The 18,908-nt window shown below is 68.6% G+C and carries 13 protein-coding genes; 10 read left to right on the top strand and 3 right to left on the bottom strand.

The genetic code is table 11. From position 1 onward, the window contains the following. The first annotated feature begins 18 nt into the window (after nucleotides 1-18). The 7 genes from gcvT to ACO0E1_RS04220 all read left to right on the top strand — a co-directional run bounded on the left by gcvT (nucleotide 19) and on the right by ACO0E1_RS04220 (nucleotide 10,470). Nucleotides 19-1,155: a glycine cleavage system aminomethyltransferase GcvT gene (gene gcvT, locus ACO0E1_RS04250; RefSeq protein WP_422873038.1), complete on the top strand. Its 1,137-nt coding sequence runs from the start codon at nucleotides 19-21 to the stop codon at nucleotides 1,153-1,155. A 5-nt stretch (nucleotides 1,156-1,160) separates the two neighbouring features. After that, nucleotides 1,161-1,538, top strand: a complete 378-nt coding sequence (gene gcvH / locus ACO0E1_RS04245; protein ID WP_281267184.1) for a glycine cleavage system protein GcvH — start codon at nucleotides 1,161-1,163, stop codon at nucleotides 1,536-1,538. Next, nucleotides 1,535-4,459: an aminomethyl-transferring glycine dehydrogenase gene (gcvP, locus tag ACO0E1_RS04240; RefSeq protein ID WP_422873037.1), complete on the top strand. Its 2,925-nt coding sequence runs from the start codon at nucleotides 1,535-1,537 to the stop codon at nucleotides 4,457-4,459. The genes gcvH and gcvP overlap by 4 nt, the downstream gene beginning before the upstream one ends. A gap of 544 nt (nucleotides 4,460-5,003) precedes the next feature. After that, nucleotides 5,004-6,635, top strand: a complete 1,632-nt coding sequence (locus ACO0E1_RS04235) for a peptide ABC transporter substrate-binding protein (RefSeq protein WP_422873036.1) — start codon at nucleotides 5,004-5,006, stop codon at nucleotides 6,633-6,635. Nucleotides 6,636-6,855: 220 nt separating this feature from the next. Continuing rightward, a complete protein-coding gene (locus ACO0E1_RS04230) occupies nucleotides 6,856-7,785 on the top strand; it encodes an ABC transporter permease (RefSeq protein WP_281267187.1) in 930 nt (309 codons plus the stop codon). After that, nucleotides 7,775-8,725: an ABC transporter permease gene (locus ACO0E1_RS04225; RefSeq protein ID WP_422873035.1), complete on the top strand. Its 951-nt coding sequence runs from the start codon at nucleotides 7,775-7,777 to the stop codon at nucleotides 8,723-8,725. Before ACO0E1_RS04230 ends, ACO0E1_RS04225 begins: the two co-directional genes overlap by 11 nt. Continuing rightward, a complete protein-coding gene (locus ACO0E1_RS04220) occupies nucleotides 8,722-10,470 on the top strand; it encodes a dipeptide ABC transporter ATP-binding protein (RefSeq protein WP_422873034.1) in 1,749 nt (582 codons plus the stop codon). The genes ACO0E1_RS04225 and ACO0E1_RS04220 overlap by 4 nt, the downstream gene beginning before the upstream one ends. A gap of 581 nt (nucleotides 10,471-11,051) precedes the next feature. On the opposite strand, the gene ACO0E1_RS04215 is transcribed toward ACO0E1_RS04220, so the two are convergent. The 3 genes from ACO0E1_RS04215 to ACO0E1_RS04205 all read right to left on the bottom strand — a co-directional run bounded on the left by ACO0E1_RS04215 (nucleotide 11,052) and on the right by ACO0E1_RS04205 (nucleotide 14,145). After that, the gene (locus ACO0E1_RS04215; protein WP_422873033.1) at nucleotides 11,052-11,621 is read right to left on the bottom strand and encodes a PH domain-containing protein; all 570 of its coding nucleotides are present in this window, start codon (nucleotides 11,619-11,621) and stop codon (nucleotides 11,052-11,054) included. A 229-nt stretch (nucleotides 11,622-11,850) separates the two neighbouring features. Further along, complete coding sequence (locus tag ACO0E1_RS04210; RefSeq protein ID WP_422873032.1) at nucleotides 11,851-12,330, bottom strand: peroxiredoxin; 480 nt, start codon at nucleotides 12,328-12,330, stop codon at nucleotides 11,851-11,853. Between the two features lie 141 nt (nucleotides 12,331-12,471). Beyond that, nucleotides 12,472-14,145, bottom strand: coding sequence for an ABC transporter family substrate-binding protein (locus ACO0E1_RS04205; RefSeq protein ID WP_422873031.1), 1,674 nt, complete (start codon nucleotides 14,143-14,145; stop codon nucleotides 12,472-12,474). A 144-nt stretch (nucleotides 14,146-14,289) separates the two neighbouring features. On the opposite strand from ACO0E1_RS04205, the gene ACO0E1_RS04200 reads away from it, so the two are divergent. The 3 genes from ACO0E1_RS04200 to ACO0E1_RS04190 are packed head-to-tail and all read left to right on the top strand — an operon-like array spanning nucleotide 14,290 to nucleotide 18,432. Then, nucleotides 14,290-15,273 (top strand): ABC transporter permease, encoded by a 984-nt coding sequence (locus ACO0E1_RS04200; RefSeq protein WP_281267193.1) that lies wholly within the window; start codon nucleotides 14,290-14,292, stop codon nucleotides 15,271-15,273. 1 nt (nucleotide 15,274) lies between these two features. Then, entirely contained in the window at nucleotides 15,275-16,303 is a 1,029-nt protein-coding gene (locus tag ACO0E1_RS04195) for an ABC transporter permease (RefSeq protein ID WP_422873030.1), read from the top strand. Further along, nucleotides 16,300-18,432, top strand: coding sequence for a dipeptide ABC transporter ATP-binding protein (locus ACO0E1_RS04190; protein ID WP_422873029.1), 2,133 nt, complete (start codon nucleotides 16,300-16,302; stop codon nucleotides 18,430-18,432). The genes ACO0E1_RS04195 and ACO0E1_RS04190 overlap by 4 nt, the downstream gene beginning before the upstream one ends. Nucleotides 18,433-18,908 lie beyond the last annotated feature (476 nt).

The raw sequence follows: 18,908 nt of genomic DNA, 5'->3' as shown, positions 1-18,908 counted from the left end.
ACCTCGGGAGAACTCCGCATGTCAGATCCTTCTTCGTCGTCATCGTCGCCGTTGCGTTCGTCGCCGCTGGAAGCCGCGCACGAAGCGGCCGGCGCGACCTTCACCGACTTCGCCGGGTACCGCATGCCCGTGCGCTACTCGTCCGACCTCGCCGAACACCACGCCGTGCGCCAGGCCGCCGGCGTCTTCGACCTCTCGCACATGGCGGAGATCGGCGTCTCGGGACCCGACGCCGTGGCGTTCCTCGACCACGCGCTCGCCGGTGCGTTCGGCGCGATGACCGTCGGCCGGGCGAAGTACTCGCTCCTGCTCGAGGAGACCGGCGGGATCCTCGACGACCTCGTCGTGTACCGGACGGACGACGACACCTACCTCGTCGTCGCCAACGCCGCGAACCGTGAGGTCGCCGTGTCGGCCCTGCAGGCGCGCGCCGACGGCTTCGACGTGCAGGTCAGCGACGACTCCGACACCACGGCACTCGTCGCGGTGCAGGGGCCGGCCGCCGCCGGGACGCTCGACGCCCTGGTCGTCGAGGACCGGCTGCAGCCCGAGTCACCGCTCGACGAGCTCCGCTACTACCGGGCGCTGCACGCGACCTTCGACGGTTCGTCGGTGCTCGTCGCCCGCACCGGCTACACCGGCGAGGACGGCTTCGAGATCTACAGCGACCCTGACGTCGCCCCGGCGATCTGGGACGCACTGCTCGACGCGGGGTCCTCGCGCGGCGTCGTCCCCGCGGGACTCGCGGCTCGGGACACCCTGCGGCTCGAGGCCGGGATGCCGCTCTACGGCCACGAGCTCACCGTGACGACCCGTCCGGCGCAGGCCGGGCTCGGTCGCGTCGTCGCAACGTCCGGTTCGTTCGTCGGGGCGTCCGGCGTCTCGCCGGAGTCCGACGCGCCCGTGCTCGTCGGCCTCGTGATGGAGGGACGCCGAGCCGCTCGTGCCGGCTACCCGGTGCTGCACGACGGGGACGTCGTCGGCACGGTGACCTCCGGTGCGCTCTCCCCGACGCTCGGCCACCCGGTCGCGATGGCCTTCGTCGCACCGTCGGCCGCTACCGAGGGACAAGTCCTCCACATCGACGTCCGCGGCACCGCCATCCCCGCCACGGTCACCCCGTTCCCCTTCTACCGTCGCCCTTCGAAAGGCTGATCCCCATGACCGACCAGAGCGCACTGCAGTACACCAAGGACCACGAGTGGCTGCTCGTCGAGGGTGACGTCGTCACCGTCGGCATCACCGACCACGCCGCCGAACAGCTCGGTGACGTCGTCTACGTCGAGCTGCCGGCCGTCGGCACCGCCACCACCGCCGGTGAGCAGCTCGGCGAGATCGAGTCGACCAAGAGCGTCGGCGAGCTCTTCGCGCCGATCGAGGGCGAGGTCGTCGAGGTCAACGACGCCGTCGTCGACGCGCCCGACACCGTCAACCAGGACCCGTTCGGAGCCGGTTGGCTCGTGAAGATCAAGGTCGAGGGCACGGACTTCCCCGAAGACCTCATGGACCACGACACGTACCGGGCGTCCATCGCATGACGGACACCGACCTGAACCTGCAGACGTCGTTCGCCGACCGGCACATCGGGACCACCCCGGCCGACCAGCGGACCATGCTCGACGTCGTCGGGCAGCCGTCCCTCGACGCCCTCGTCCGCGCGGCGATCCCGGAGTCGATCCACGCCGAACCGGTGTCCTCGTCGTCGATCCCGACCGCCGTCGGTGAGACCGAAGCGCTCGCCGAACTCCGCGGGATGGCGGCGAAGAACACCGTCCGGCGCGCGATGATCGGCCTCGGCTACTACGGCACCCACACGCCGGCGGTCATCCAGCGCAACGTGCTCGAGAACCCGAGCTGGTACACGGCCTACACGCCGTACCAGCCGGAGATCTCGCAGGGGCGTCTCGAAGCGCTCATCAACTTCCAGACGATGGTCGCCGACCTCACCGGCATGGCCACGGCCGGCGCCTCGATGCTCGACGAGGGCACCGCCGTGGTGGAGGGCATGCTCCTCGCCCGCCGCGCGTCGAAGGTCAAGGGTGACGCGTTCCTCGTCGACGCCGACCTGCTGCCGCAGACGCGTGCGCTGCTCGACCACCGTGCCGACGCCGTGGGGATCGCCCTGCGCGCGTTCGACGCCGTGTCCGGGCCCACTGACGAGCAGCTCGACGGTGCGTTCGGCGTCGTGCTGCAGTACCCGGGTGCCTCCGGGCACGTCGTCGACCCGTCGTCGACGATCGAGCGAGTGCACGCGGGCGGCGGGATCGCCGTCGTCGCGGCCGACCTGCTCGCGATGACGCTCCTCGCGTCCCCGGGGGACCTCGGCGCGGACGTCGCCGTCGGCACCTCGCAGCGCTTCGGCGTCCCGCTCGGCTTCGGTGGCCCGCACGCCGGGTACCTCGCCGTCCGCGCCGGGCTCGAACGACAGTTGCCCGGCCGGCTGGTCGGGGTGTCCTTCGACGCAGCAGGGGGCATGGCCTACCGGCTCAGCCTGCAGACCCGCGAGCAGCACATCCGCCGCGAGAAGGCGACGTCGAACATCTGCACTGCGCAGGTGCTCCTCGCCGTCATGGCGTCGATGTACGCGGTCTACCACGGGCCGGAGGGCCTTCGCTTCATCGCGAACCGCGTCGCCCGCACGACGTCGGCGCTGGCCGATGCCGCACGGGCCGCCGATGTGCAGGTCGTCCACGACGCGTTCTTCGACACGCTGACGCTCCGGGCACCCGGACGGGCCGGCGAGCTCGTCGACGCCGCCCACGCTGCCGGCTACCTGCTGCACCTCGTCGATGCGGACACCGTCCTGGTCTCCGTCGACGAGACGACCACGCCCGACGACGTCCGTGTGCTGTCCGGGCTGCTGGCCGGGGGCAGTGGACCGGACCAGCGAGCGGTCGAGACGGCCGTGGCGGACGCGACCCCGGGCCTGGCGTCCGGCCTGCTGCGGCAGAGCGAGTACCTGACGCACCCCGTGTTCAGCGCGCACCGGAGCGAGACCCGCATGATGCGGTACCTCAAGCACCTCGCCGACAAGGACTACGCGCTCGACCGCGGCATGATCCCGCTCGGCAGCTGCACGATGAAGCTCAACGCGGCGACCGAGATGGCCGCGGTGACGTGGCCGGAGTTCGCGAACATCCACCCGTTCGCGCCGCGCTCCGACGTCGAGGGCTACCTCGGGATGATCAGCGACCTCGAGACCTGGCTCGCCGAGGTCACCGGGTACGACACCGTCTCCGTCCAGCCGAACGCCGGCAGCCAGGGCGAACTCGCCGGGCTCCTCGCGATCCGCGGGTACCACCGGTCCCGCGGGGACGACGCGCGAACCGTGTGCCTCATCCCGTCGAGCGCGCACGGCACGAACGCCGCGTCCGCCGTGCTCGCCGGCATGAAGGTCGTGGTCGTGGCGTGCGACGAGAACGGGAACGTCGACCTCGACGACCTCCGTGCTCGTGTCGCCGACCACGCCGACACCCTCGCGGCGCTGATGATCACGTACCCGTCCACCCACGGTGTGTACGAGCACGACATCCGCGACATCTGCGACGCCGTGCACGATGCCGGCGGCCAGGTCTACGTGGACGGCGCGAACCTCAACGCGCTCCTCGGGCACGCCCGCTTCGGAGACTTCGGCGGGGACGTCTCGCACCTGAACCTGCACAAGACGTTCTGCATCCCGCACGGTGGTGGCGGTCCCGGCGTCGGGCCGGTCGCGGCGAAGGCGCACCTCGCGCCGTTCCTGCCGGGGCACCCGTTCGCGCAGGACGACGACCGCCGACCCGGGTCGACGTCGTCTTCGAACCAGCGGCTCGCGCATGCCGGTGGCCCGGTCTCGGCAGCGCCGTACGGCAGCCCGAGCATCCTGCCGATCACGTGGTCGTACGTCCGCATGATGGGGCTCGAGGGGCTCACCCGTGCGACGGAGACCGCCGTGCTCGGGGCGAACTACATCGCGGCACGGCTCCGTGACGCGTTCCCGGTGCTCTACACGGGCGAATCGGGGCTCGTCGCACACGAGTGCATCCTCGACCTCCGTCCGCTCAGGGACGCCACGGGCATCACCGTGGACGACGTCGCCAAGCGCCTCGTCGACTACGGCTTCCACGCGCCGACCATGTCGTTCCCGGTCGCGGGCACGCTCATGGTGGAGCCGACCGAGAGCGAGGACCTCGCGGAACTCGACCGCTTCGTCGACGCGATGCTCGCCATCCGCGCCGAGGCCGGGGCGGTCGAGCGTGGGGAGTGGCCGGCGGACGACAACCCGCTCGTCGGAGCGCCGCACACGGCTGCGTCGGTGATCTCGGGGGAGTGGACGCACGCCTACACGCGGGAGCAGGCGGTGTACCCGCTGCCCGGCATCGCCGAGCGGAAGTACTGGCCGCCGGTGCGTCGCATCGACCAGGCGTACGGCGACCGCAACCTGGTGTGCGCGTGCCCGCCGGTGGAGGCGTTCGCCTAGCGAGCCGCCTGCGCAGCGCGTGACGACGGCCCCGGAGCATCTCGCTCCGGGGCCGTCGTCGTGTGCGGTGCGTGTGTGGTGTGCGTCGGCGTGCGGGGCGTCGTTCCGAGTCCGCGCCACCACACCCCACCTCGCCGCCCCGAACCCCCTACCACGCCCCTGAACCACTGTGGAGCGGTCCGATTCGTCCAAGCGGTGGATCATTGCGTCCAGGCACCGCACAGCCCACCCATGGGGTCGGGTGTGTCATGCCCGCCGAAACGCGGACACGAGCCTCCGTGACACGACCCCCGAAGAGGTGGCACACTGCGAGGAACTGTTCCGATGCGCAACGAAGATGATGCAGATGCAACAATCCAGCATGTTGCGCCGTGAAACGCGCGTATCTTGCAGCATCTCGCAAGGATCATGCAAGTTGGTTACCAGCGTGTAACCGTTCGTTCCAGGGTTTGGCGGGTTCTCAGCGCACTGCCTACAGTGCAAAGGTCAAACGCGCCTGGCGACACCTCTGTGCCGGGCGCGTCCCATGCACCAGGAGGAACTCTTGATCAAGAAGCGCGCTGGGCTCGCAGCCCTCGCCGTGCTCGGGGCCACAGCAATCGCCCTGGCCGGCTGCTCCAGCAACAGTGGTAGCGGCGGCAACTCGGGCTCCGGCTCGACGAACGCGAACGGCATCGTCACCACCAACGGCAGCGAGCCCCAGAACCCGCTCATCCCCTCGAACACCACCGAGACCGGTGGTGGCAAGATCATCAACTCGATCTTCGAGGGACTCCGCTCCTACGACGCCGACGGCAAGCCGGTGAACGAGGTCGCGAAGAGCATCACCACCGACGACTCGAAGACGTTCGACATCAAGCTCAACACGGGCTGGAAGTTCACGAACGGCGAGAAGATCACCGCCGAGTCCTTCACGAAGGCGTGGAACTGGGCGGCGCAGAAGTCGAACGCCCAGGGCGCGAGCTACTACTTCGAGAACATCGAGGGCTACAGCGCCGACGCTGACTCGAAGCTCACGGGCCTCAACGTCAAGAGCGACGACGAGTTCACGGTCACGCTGAAGTCCCCGCAGTCGGACTTCCCGCTGTCCCTCGGCTACTCGGCGTTCGTGCCGCTGCCCTCGTCGTTCTACGACGACCCCAAGGCGTTCGGTGAGAACCCGATCGGCAACGGCCCGTACAAGCTGGCCAGCAAGAGCGCGTGGACGCACAACACGGACATCAAGCTCGTCACCAACAAGGACTACGAGGGCAAGCGCAAGCCGAAGAACGGCGGTCTGACGATCACGTTCTACACCTCGCAGGACACCGCGTATTCCGACGCGCAGGGTGGCAACCTCGACATCCTCGACGCCGTGCCGGACAGCGCGTTCGCGAACTACAAGTCGGACTTCCCCGACTCCAACGTGAACCAGCCGGCCGCGATCTTCCAGGGCATCTACCTGCCCTACTACCTCGACCACTGGAAGGGCGAGGAGGGCAAGCTCCGTCGCGAGGCGGTGTCGATGTCCATCAACCGCAAGCAGATCACCTCGAAGATCTTCGACGGCACCCGTACGCCGGCCAGCGACTTCACCTCGCCGGTCATCGACGGCTGGTCGAAGGACCTCAAGGGCTCCGACGTCCTGGACTACAACAAGTCCGAGGCGAAGAAGCTCTGGGCCGAGGCCGACAAGATCTCGCCGTACAACGACACCCTCACCATCTCGTACAACGCCGACGGCGGGCACGAGGCGTGGGTGACCGCGGTCACGAACAGCATCTCCAACACCCTGGGCATCAAGGCCGAGGGCAAGGCGTACCCGACCTTCCAGGAAGCGCTGGACGTCCAGACGAACGACAAGCTCACGGGCGGTAGCCGCACCGGTTGGCAGGCCGACTACCCGTCGCTGTACAACTTCCTCGGCCCGACCATGGGTGAGGGCTCGTCGAACAACTACTCGCGATACGACTCGGCTGAGTTCAACGACCTGCTCAAGCAGGGTCAGTCGGCCGACAGCGTCGAGGCGGGCAACAAGATCTTCGACCAGGCCCAGGAGCTGCTGCTCAAGGACCTGCCGGAGATCCCGCTCTGGTACTCGAACGTGACCGGTGTGTGGTCCGCTGACAACGTGTCGAACGTCAAGTTCGGCTGGGACTCGGTGCCGCTCTACTACGACGTCGAGGTCAAGAAGTAACGAACTGATCGCAGGTATCCTGCATCAGCAGCAACACCACCGGACGGGGGTTCGGGGACGATCAGTCCTCGGGCCCCCGTACCGCGGCGGCAACACCCTCCCCACACGACCCAAGCGGGCGCCGCCTCCCGCGCCGGGCAGCCGTGTCAACTCGCGCGACGTCCACCCACGACGAAATGACTGTGATCCACATGCTCGCTCCGAACCAGGCGGAGATCTGATGCTCTGGTACCTCGGGAAGCGCCTCCTGCAGCTGATCCCCGTGTTCTTCGGTGCCACGTTCCTCATCTACCTGATGGTGTTCCTCCTCCCAGGAGACCCCATCGCCGCGCTCTTCGGCGACCACCAGCCGTCGCCCCAGGTCATCGAACAGATCCGCGCGCAGTACAACCTCGACAAGCCGTTCATCGTCCAGTACCTGCTGTGGATCGGCGGCGTGTTCCGCGGCGACCTCGGCGTGACGTACTCGGGCATCCCGGTCACCGAGCAGCTCGCGCAGGCGTTCCCGATCACGGCACGCCTCGCGATCCTCGCGCTGGTGTTCGAGTCGGTCGCCGGCATCATCGTCGGTGTCATCGCCGGTCTCCGGAAGGGCAAGCTGTTCGACGCCACCGCGCTCGTCGTCAGCCTGTTCCTCATCTCGATCCCGGTGTTCGTCATCGGATTCGTCCTGCAGTACGGACTCGGCATCCAGCTCGGGCTGTTCCGTGCGACGGTCTCCGGTCAGGCGCCGTGGTCGGAGCTCGTGCTCCCCGCGATCGTCCTCGCGACCGGGTCGTTCGCCTACATCGTGCGCCTCACCCGTGCCAGCGTCGCCGAGAACATGAGCGCCGACTTCGTGCGCACCGCAACGGCGAAGGGCCTCCCGCGTCGCCGCGTCATCGGTGTGCACATCTTCCGGAACTCGCTCATCCCGGTGGTCACCTACCTCGGCATCGACATCGGCAACCTGATGGTCGGCGCGATCGTGACCGAGGGCATCTTCAACATCCACGGCGTCGGCGGCACGGTCTACCAGGCCGTCAAGCTCGGCCAGGGCCCGACCGTCGTGTCGTTCGTCGCCGTGATGGTCATCATCTTCATGCTCGCCAACCTCCTGGTCGACCTGCTGTACGCCGTCCTGGACCCGAGGATCCGTTATGCCAAGTAACACCGAATCGCGCTCGACGACGCACTACGTCGCGCCGCTCGAGGAGACGCCGCTTCAGGCGATCGACAACGTCAACGAAGACGAGAAGACCCGGTCGCTCTGGACCGACGCATGGGACTCCATGCGCGTCCGTCCGATCTTCTGGGTGTCGAGCGTCCTGATCGTCCTGATCATCGCCGTCGCACTGGTGCCGGGTGTGTTCGCGCACGCCGACCCGCGTGCGTGCGACCTGTCGAACTCCGGGAAGGGCGGCAGCGCCGGCCACATCCTCGGGTACACCCGTCAGGGCTGCGACGTCTACTCCCGCGTCATCTACGGCACGCAGAACTCGCTGCTCGTCGGCCTCGTCGCGACGATCCTCGTGGTCATCGTCGGCGTGATCGTCGGCTCGCTCGCCGGTTTCTACGGCGGATGGCTCGACTCCGTGGTGTCCCGCATCGGTGACATCTTCTTCTCGATCCCGACCGTCCTCGGCGCGATCGTGATCATGTCGAGCATCCCGCAGCGCAGCCCGTGGACGGTCGCACTCGTCCTCGCGGCGTTCGCGTGGCCACAGATCGCCCGCATCATGCGCGGTGCGGTGCTGTCCGCGAAGAACGCGGACTACGTCACCGCATCGGCAGCGCTCGGTGTGAGCCGGTTCAAGACGCTGATCCGCCACGTCATCCCGAACTCGATCGCCCCGGTGATCGTGGTCGCGACCGTCTCGCTCGGCACGTTCATCGTCGCCGAGTCGACCCTGTCGTTCCTCGGGATCGGTCTGCCGCCGTCGTCGCTCAGCTGGGGCTACGACATCAACGCCGCGCAGCCGTCGCTCCGCACCAACCCGTCGACGATCTTCTGGCCGTCGCTCGCCCTGTCCATCACCGTGCTCGCGTTCCTCCTCCTCGGTGACGTGGTCCGCGACGCACTCGACCCGAAGGCGAGGGCCCGCCGATGAGCGAGACGCTGACCGAGCCGACCGCGCGTCGCGCCAACGCGAACGGCGCGCCGCTCCTCGAGATCTCCGGTCTCGAGATCGGCTTCAAGACCCAGAGCGGGTTCGTCCAGGCCGTCCGCGGTGTCGATTTCACCCTCGAGCAGGGTGAGCGACTCGCGATCGTCGGTGAGTCCGGTTCCGGCAAGTCGACGAGCGCCCAGGCGATCATCAAGCTGCTGCCCGGTGCCGGCCAGGTGACCGGCGGGTCGATCAAGTTCAACGGTCGCGAGCTCGTCGGCCTCTCCGACAAGGAGATGTCCGAGATCCGCGGCAAGGAGATCGGCTACGTCCCGCAGGACCCGATGTCGAACCTCAACCCGCTGTGGACCATCGGGTTCCAGGTCGAGGAGGCCATCCGTGCGAACGGTATGGCCACCGGCAAGAAGGCCGTGCGCGAGCGTGCGATCGAGGTCCTGAAGGAAGCGGGTCTCGGCGACGCCGCGAACCGTCTCAAGCAGTACCCGCACGAGTTCTCCGGCGGCATGCGGCAGCGCGTGCTCATCGGCATCGGCCTGTCGAGCCACCCGCAGCTGCTCATCGCCGACGAGCCGACGAGCGCGCTCGACGTGACCGTGCAGCGCGTCATCCTCGACCACCTCGAGACCCTGACCCGCGACTACGGCACCAGCGTGCTCTTCATCACGCACGACCTCGGCCTCGCCGCCGAGCGTGCCGAGAAGCTCGTCGTGATGTACAAGGGGCAGGTCGTCGAGGCGGGTCCGTCGCAGGAGATCCTCGGCAACCCGCAGCACCCGTACACGCAGCGACTCGTCGCCGCGGCGCCGTCCCTCGCCAGCCGCCGCATCCAGTCGAAGGTGCAACACGAGAGCATCGCGATCTCGGACAGCGGCAGCGACGACGACGAACTGATCGCACGCGCCCAGGAGCGCGAGCACCAGCCGCAGCCGGCCGAGGACCTCATCGTCGTCAAGAACTTGCAGAAGATCTACAAGCTGCGCGGCAAGAACCTCGCGTCGCGTGAGCTGAAGGCCGTCGACGACGTGTCGTTCTCGATCCCGAAGGGCACCACCACGGCGCTCGTCGGAGAGTCCGGCTCGGGCAAGTCGACCGTCGCCAAGCTCGTGCTGCAGCTCGAGGGGATCACGAGCGGCACCGTCCAGTTCGACGGCACCGACATCGGTGCGTTGAAGGGCAAGGAGCTCTTCGACTTCCGTCGTCGTGTGCAGCCGGTGTTCCAGGACCCGTATGGCTCGCTCGACCCGATGTACAACGTCGGGAACACCATCGCGGAGCCGCTCGTCACGCACGGCGTCGGCGACAAGGCATCCCGTCGTGCCCGCGTGCGCGAGCTCCTCGACCAGGTGGCGCTGCCGTCCTCGATGGTGAACCGCTACCCGAACGAGCTCTCCGGCGGTCAGCGGCAGCGCATCGCCGTCGCCCGTGCGCTCGCGTTGAAGCCCGAGGTCATCGTGCTCGACGAGGCGGTCTCCGCGCTCGACGTGCTCGTGCAGGGCCAGATCCTCGAGCTCCTCACCGAGCTCCAGTCGGAATTGGGCCTGACCTACCTGTTCATCACGCACGACCTCGCCGTCGTCCGCCTGGTCGCGGACAACGTCTGCGTCATGCGCAAGGGACAGATCGTGGAGAAGGCGACGACCGACGAGGTCTTTGCCAACCCGCGCGAGCAGTACACCCGCGACCTGCTGGCCGCGATCCCGGGCGCCTCGTTCGAGTTCGGACGCTGACCCGCCTGGTCACCGCAGACGGAACGCGTCGCCCCGAGGGGGCGGCGCGTTCCGCGTTTCCGCCCGCCCCGCCTCGCCCGGCCCTCGCCGAGCGGGCGAAATACCGTGGTCGGCTCGAGCGCCCACCCGGGTGTTCCGCCCGCTCGACGCCGGGGCGTGCTCCGCGCGGTCCTCGCCCTCGCCGAGCGGGCGAAATACCGTGGTCGGCTCGAGCGCCCACCCAGGTGTTCCGCCCGCTCGGCCGTGGACACGAACTGGAGGACCGCCCCGCGTCCGCGCAACGGTCGCGCCCGCCTCGTACCCGGATCGACGCCGCATGAGATCGCAGTTCGTGTCGCCTCGGGCCCGCCGAGGCGACACGAACTGCGATCTCACCGTGGGACGCGCCCCCGCGCGCGGCTGAGCGGGCGAAATGCCAGGGTCTGGGGTGGGACCGACCCGGGTATTTCACCCGCTCGACTCAACGCCCGCACACGCGCGGGCGTCCGCACACACGCGGGCGCCCGCACATGCGGGAGCGCCCGCACACGCGGGAGCGCCCGCTCTGACGGCGTGCCCGCCCGCTCGCCGGCGGGGTGAAGTCAGAGGCGTGCCGCGGCCATCGACGCGGCGATTGCGAGGATCGTGACCGCGAGGATCGTCCACCCGTGGACACGGTGCACGATCGGGTGCGGGGTGACGGTCGCCGGGGGCGGGCCGTCCTGCGGAGCCGCCGCGGGGACGAACGCGAGCACCTCGGCAGCCGCGCCGTCGACGGTCACCGGCACCGAGCCTCCCGTCCGGTCCACGCGCAAGCGTGCCGTCGGCCGCGGCGCGATCCAGGTGCGACGGTCGGGCTCGTTCGACTGGATCTCGAGACCGTACTTCGTCCGGACGCCGGTGATGCGTCGCCAGGCGTACGTCGAGGTGCGGCGGACGTCGACGACCACGAGCGCATCGGGGGTGAGCAGCAGCCGAGGACGCCAGAGCGCAGCCCAGGCCACGAACGCGATGAAGATGCTCGGGATCGGCACGAGGAGGACCGACGTGTCACCACGGCTGATGAAGCCGAGGACGAGCAGGACGACGGCGACGACCCAGAGCACGATGGCCAACGTCCGCATGCCGGGAGCGACGATGCGCGCGGGTTCGGGTCCGGGGGAGTCGCTCACGGCTCCATCGTAGGAGAGGTGCGAGAGTGCCTCCCCGGAACCGTCTGTTGAGCGGGCGTGAAACGCCGTGCGCGTACCAACTGACGACCCGATGTTCCGGGGAGGCAAATCCATGACGGATCTCTCGTACCGACGATGGTCCCCGACCCCAGTTCGGGTGTCAATACCCCGGGACGAGATGATCAGGAAACCGACACGCCGATCGTGCGCAAAGCCGATGCGGACGTACCTACCGGACGAGCTGTTCGATCTCCGCGCGGATCACGGAGGCCTTCGGGAACCGGAGCCCGACGAGCCCGATGTGCCGCCACCGGACGATGCCGTCCGGGCCGATGACGAACACGGAGCGTCGGAGTCCGAGGCCCGGCGCGCGGACCCCGTAGTCGCGGATGACGGTCCCTGCGGTGTCGCTGAGGAGCGGGAAGGTGAGCGAGGAGTCGCGGGCGAAGGCCTCGTGCGAGTCGAGCGCCTGCGGGCTGATGCCCCAGACGACGGCACCGAGGTCGTCGAAGTCGTCGAGCTCCTCCTGGTAGCTGCAGAGCTGTGCGGTGCAGACGGGGGTGGCATCGCCCGGGTAGAAGGCGAGGACGATCGTGCGACCGATCTCGGACGACAGATCGTACTCGTCGTCTGTGCGCACCCCGTCGCGGACGATCATGCCCGGCAGGGTGAAGGTCGGGGCAGGTTCGCCGACCGCGGGAATGCTCATGTGCACAACGTACGGCGCACGGGGGCGGGGGAGCCCTCGGCGCGCTGCGCGAGGGCTGTGAGTCCGGGTGGTTGCTGTCGGAACGGCCAGCGGGGCCGAGCGCTGCTGCGCTCGACCCCGCTGTGACCTGGTGCGGATCGACTACTTCGTGAGGCCGACCTTCGTCCAGTCGTAGGCCATCGCGCCCGAGCGTGCGCCGTAGTTGGCGAGCTTCGGGTTCTGCGCGATGACACGCGGCGACTGCACGATGGGCAGCGAGTGTCCGATCGACCAGACCTGCTTGTCGACCTTGTTCCACAGGGCGTTCGCCTTCGAGGCGTCCGTCTCGGCGATCGCCTGGTTGACGAGCTTGTCGATCGACTTCGTTCCGACGCGACCGTAGTTCTGGCCGGTGTCGCCGGTGATGAAGATGCTCGCGCCGCTGGCGTGGTAGCCGGTGCCACCCCAGAGGAAGATCGTCATGTCGTAGTTGCCCGGCGTGACGTACTGCGGGAAGAAGTCGTCACTCGACACCGCCTTGATCGACAGCTTGATGCCGACGTCCTTGAGCTGCGACTGGATGACCTCGGCCATCTTCTGCGAGCTCGTCGCCCCGGACGGGATCGTGATCGAGATGGACAGGTTCTTGCCGTCCTTCTTGCGGTACGTGCCGTCGGTCTTCCAGCCGTCGTCGTCGAGGATCTTCTTCGCCTTGTCGACGTCGAAGGTGCCGTTCGGGCTGGAGTTGTCCTTGTACCCGTCGTCCGTGGCGAGGAACACGTGGTTGTTCAGCACCGGCAGCTTGTAGGGCAGGGTGCCGCCGATGACCGAGGCGAGCGAGTCACGGTTCACCGCGTGCTGGATCGCGAGGCGCAGGTTCTTGTCCTTCAGGAGCCCCTGCGTCGAGAAGTCCACGTGCGTGTACGACGCGGACTGGGACGCGTAGATCTTCGTGTTCTTCGCGTCCTTGACCCGGGCGTAGCGGTCCGACGTGCCGGCCGCCACGGAGTCGAGCTCCTTGTTGAGGTAGGCGTCGATGTCCGCGTTGCCGTCGAGCGAGCGGAAGATCACGGTGTCGAGCTTCGGCTTGTCACCCCACCAGTTGGGGTCGGGCACGAGCGTGACGGTGCCTGCGGTCTCGTCGAGCTTGGAGACCTTGTAGGGGCCGGCAGACAGCGGGACCTTGTCCTTGTAGCCGTTGTTGAAGCCGTCGGGGGTACCGATGACGCTCGCCGGGTAGAGCGGGCTGAAGAGCGACTTCCAGTCCGAGAACGGCGTCGAGTACTTCACGATCGCCTGGCGCTCGTCAGTGCCCTGCGTGACGGACTCGATGTCCTTCCAGCCGGTGTCGTCACCGATCTGGTAGCTCTCGTCGGTGCCGTTGTTGGCCTTCCAGAGCGCCTCGAAGTCCTTCCACGTGATCGGCGAGCCGTCGTTCCACTGCGCTTTCGGGTTCACCGTGTACGTGATCGTCAGCGGGTCTTCGCTGGTGACCTTCGCGGACTCGAGCGTGTTCTTGTCGAGCTGCGGCTTGCCGTCGGCGTCGATGTTGAACGTGTGCGGCATCGTTGCCTGCTCGATGTCGGCGGCGTCCTGCAGGGTGCCGTCGAGCTCGAAGTAGTTCCACTGCGAGATCCACTGCGAGATCGGCAGCCGGACGGTGCCGCCCTGCTGCAGGTCCGACACGGGCTTCTCGTTGATCTGGGCGGCCGACGGCAGCGACTTCTTGCCGGAGTCCGAGCTCGATCCCGTCGAGCCACCGCCCGAGCAGCCGGTCACGGCCAGCGCGATGCCGGCGAGGACCGCCGTCGTCGCGAGGACTTTCTTGTGCAACATGTTCTTCCCCTCGTGAAGTTGTGGAACACACTATGACCCCCGAGCAGGGGCGTCAGAACATTTCGTCTTCGAACTATGAATCGTTACCCGGCCGGACGGTCTGTGACATCTCCCGGAAACAAATCGACCCGTAGGGTGTTCCGCATGATCCGCTTCCTGGCGCGTCGAATCGTGTACTACGTCGTGCTCGTGTTCCTCGCGACGTCGCTGACGTACTTCCTTGCGTCGGCGACCTTCAGCCCACGATCCGTGTACGCGCAGCGCAATCCGGCCCCGCCCGTGGCCGTCATCGACGCCAAACTGGACCACATCGGCGTGAACGACAAGACGCCGATCATCGTCCGCTACGGCCACTGGCTGGGCGACGCGGTCCACGGTGACCTGGGGCAGACCATCCAGGACCGGAGCGTGGACGACGCATTCTGGCCACGGCTCGGCGTCAGTCTGCGGCTGCTCCTGGTCGGGTCGGTGATCGGCATCGTGATCGGTGTCCTGGTCGGGGTGTGGAATGCGATCAGGCAGTACCGCATATCGGACAGGGTGAGCGCGATCATCTCGATCTTCCTGATCTCGACGCCCGTGTTCCTGACCGCGGTGTTCCTGAAGATCGGCGCGACGAAGCTCAACCAGGACACCGGGCAGCAGCTGATCAACTTCACCGGCGAGGCGACACCCGGGCTGACCGGCACGTGGTGGGACCTCTTCGTGGACCGCGGGGTGCACCTGTTGCTCCCCACGATCTCGATCGCGCTCGGCCTCATCGCGATCTACAGCCGCTACCAGCGTGCGACGATGCTCGACGTGCTCGGATCGGACTTCCTGCGCACCGCACGTGCGAAGGGCCTGACCAGGCGACAGGCGACGTTCAAGCACGGACTCCGGACAGCGCTCATCCCGATGACGACGCTGTTCGCCTACGGGTTCCTCGGCATCCTCACCGGTGCGACGTTCACCGAGAAGATCTTCGGGTGGAACGGCCTCGGCGCGTGGTTCATCGACTCCGTCCAGGGCAACGACGTCAACGCGGTCACCGCGTACACACTCTTCGCCTCGGTGGTGGTGCTCATCGCGGGCTTCCTCGCCGACGTGATGACCGCAGCGCTCGACCCGCGCGTCCGGAGGAGCTGAGATGACCGACACCCGCATCGAACCCGTCGACGGCGACACCCTCGGCAAGGCCGACGTCCCGCTGCCCGGGAGCCCGGGGACGAGTCAGAAGCAGCGGAACCGCTTCGTCCAGACCGTCGCCCGCGTCTTCATGAACCGCGGTGCCGGCATCGGACTCGTCGTGATCGTCCTGCTGTTCGCGTTCGCGTTCCTCGGACCGTTCGTCACCAGGTGGGGGTACTCACAGATCGACTACACCGCCTTCACGCAGCCGCCGAGTGCAACCCACTGGTTCGGCACGAACGGCATCGGACAGGACGTGTTCGCCCAGACCGCCCGTGCCATGCAGAAGAGCCTGCTCATCGGCTTGCTCGTCGCGCTGTTCTCGACCGCCCTCGCGGCGCTCACCGGCGCAGCGGCCGGGTACTTCGGCGGCTGGACCGACCGCATCGTGATGTTCTTCGTCGACATGCTGCTCGTGCTGCCGTCGTTCCTCATCATCGCGATCATCAGCCCGCGCATCCAGAACTCGGGATGGATCGTGCTCGTGGTGCTCATCGCGGCGTTCGGGTGGATGGTCACGGCGCGCGTCGTCCGCTCGATGACGCTGTCCGTGAAGGAGCGCGAGTTCGTCCGGGCCGCGCGGTACATGGGGATCGGGCCGTTCCGGATCATCGTCCGGCACATCCTGCCGAACGTCGCGTCGTTCCTGATCATCGACGGGACGATCCAGGTGGGCGCAGCGGTCCTCGCGGAGACCAGCCTCAGCTACTTCGGCTTCGGCGTGCAGCCGCCCGACGTGTCGCTCGGTACGCTCATCGCGCAGAACCAGGACGCGGCGCTCACCAGTCCGTGGCTGTTCTACTTCGCGGCAGGCGCGCTCGTGATCTTCGCGATCGCGGCGAACCTGCTGGGCGACGGCCTCCGTGACGCCCTCGACCCGACGTCCGCGACGGGCAAGAAGCAGAAGCGCACGGGTCGGAAGCGCGACCAGAACCAGGCCGCGGTCGACGCGGCGTCGATCACCACACAGGCGGGCGCCGGCGCATGAGCACCACCACGACGAACACCGACGAGATCCTCCGCGTCCGCGACCTGCACGTCCGCTTCCCGACCCCTCGGGGCGAGGTGCACGCCGTCCGCGGGGTGGACCTCGAGCTCCGCCGTGGCGAGGTCCTCGGCATCGTCGGCGAGTCCGGGTCGGGCAAGTCGGTCACGAGCATGGCGATCCTCGGCCTGCTCCCGGAGACCACGGTCGTCACCGGCTCGATCGACCTCGACGGGCAGGAGCTCGTCGGCCGCAGCGACCGGCAGATGAGCAAGCTCCGCGGGGCGAAGGTGGCGATGGTCTTCCAGGACCCGCTGTCCGCCTTCACGCCGGTGTACACGATCGGCGAGCAGATCGCCGAGACCGTCCGGATCCACCGCGACGTCACGAAGCAGCAGGCCCGCGAGCGTGCGATCGAGCTCCTGAAGCTCGTGGGCATCCCGCAGGCCGAGAGCCGCGTCGACGCATTCCCGCACGAGTTCTCCGGCGGCATGCGGCAGCGCGCGATGATCGCGATGGCGATGGCGAACGACCCCGAGGTGATCCTCGCCGACGAGCCCACCACGGCGCTCGACGTGACGATCCAGGCGCAGATCATCGACGTGCTCCGCACCGCCCAGCGGGAGACCGGTGCGGCACTGGTGTTCGTGAGCCACGACCTCGGCGTCATCGCCGGGATCGCCGACCGGATCGCGGTCATGTACGCCGGCCGGATCGTGGAGACCGCCAGCGCCGAGGAGCTGTTCGCCCGCCCCCGGATGCCGTACACGATCGGGCTGATCGGTGCGCTGCCCCGACTCGACGAGTCGAGCGGCGGGCCCCTCGTGCCGATCCCCGGGTCGCCGCCGTCGCTCATCGGTCTGGCCGACGCGTGCCCGTTCGCCGACCGCTGCCCGCTCGCCGCCGAGGCGTGCCGGACGTCCGAGCCGGCACTCGAGGTCCTCGACGTCGCGGCCGGCGTCCCCGGCGAGGCGCCGGTGGACACGAGCGTCCCGCACGCCGCCGCCTGCCACCGCACCGACGAGGTCGCGAAGGCCCACGCCGACGCGGGGGCGATCTTCACGCTGCCGTCGATCGACAGCGCTCCGGCCGCGCACGTGCAGCGCACCGACCGCGACCCCGTCGTCCAGGTCGAGGGCCTCACGAAGACGTTCCCGCTCGTCAAGGGCTCGGTCTTCCGCCGCAAGGTCGGCGAGGTCTTCGCCGTGGACGGGGTCGACCTCGACATCCGGCAGGGCGAGACGCTCGGCCTGGTGGGGGAGTCCGGTTCGGGCAAGTCCACGACGCTGCACCAGCTGATGGACCTCGAGCGTCCCGAGGTCGGCACCGTCGAGCTCTTCGGCGCGCCGGTCGACGCGAGCAAGTCCGGCACGAAGGCCCTCCGCAACCGGATCTCGATGGTGTTCCAGGACCCGGCGGCGAGCCTCGACCCACGCATGACCGTGTACGACGTCGTCGCCGAACCGCTCCGTGCGGTGGGCGCGAGCGCCGATCGGATCCAGGCGCGCGTGCCCGAGCTCATCGAACTCGTCGGACTCCGTTCCGCCGAGGCCGACCGGTACCCGCACGAGTTCTCCGGCGGCCAGCGGCAGCGCATCTCGATCGCCAGGGCGCTCGCCACCGAGCCGGAGCTGATCGTCCTCGACGAGCCGGTCTCAGCGCTCGACGTGTCGATCCAGGCCGGCGTGCTCAACCTGCTCGCCGAGCTCAAGGCGCGCCTCGGCCTGTCGTACCTGTTCGTCTCGCACGACCTGTCGGTGATCCGGCACGTCGCCGACCGCGTCAGCGTGATGTACCTCGGCCGCACGGTGGAAGAGGGCGCGGTCGACGAGGTCTTCGAACGCCCGATGCACCCGTACACGGCGGCGCTGATGTCCGCGGTGCCGGTGCCCGACCCGGTGGTCGAGCGCAGCCGGACGACGATCCTGCTCCCCGGTGACCCGCCGAGTCCCACCGAACGTCGGACCGGCTGCCGGTTCCGGTCGCGCTGCCCGCTGTACGCGATGCTGCCGGACGCGCAGAAGTCGCGCTGCGAGGTCGAGGTCCCCGAGAAGACGTCGCACCGCGGCGCGTCGGTCGACCACCGTGCGGCGTGCCACTACCCGGAGCAGGTGGCCACCCTCACGGCGTAGCCGCCGGCACTCGATCGAGTGCGCAGAAGACGGGCTCACGGACGCGTCCGGACCCCGCCTTCTGCGCACTCGTTCCTCGGCCGCCCCGCCCCCGGCAAGAGCGGGCGGAATACCCGGGTCCCATCGCGCACCCGCCCGGGTACTTCGCCCGTTCGCGGGGCACGCGCGGTGGCCGGCGGTCCGCAGGTGACCAGGTGCCGGACGGGAGGCTCGGTGCCGGACGCGCGCCGAGCCTCCCGTCCGCCGCGTGGTCGCGGCCACGCGCCGTTCGCGATCGAGTGCGCAGCAACGGCGGCCGGCGCCGCCCGGTGGTCGCCATTTCCGCGCACTCGGCGGGTGCGCGCCGGAACGGCGCGCGATGGGCGGACGACGAGCGCGCAGTAGGTGCGACCCAGCGACCCGACACCCCGCCATTTCCGCGCACTCGACCGGACGCCAGACAGGAGGCTCGGTGCCGGACGCGAGCGGAGCCTCCC

Origin of the sequence: Curtobacterium guangdongense (assembly GCF_049341845.1) — a bacterium.
Classification (GTDB): Bacteria; Actinomycetota; Actinomycetes; order Actinomycetales; family Microbacteriaceae; genus Curtobacterium; species Curtobacterium guangdongense.
Note: the sequence above shows the minus strand (reverse complement) of the source record. Positions and strands in the feature narration are given on the sequence as shown.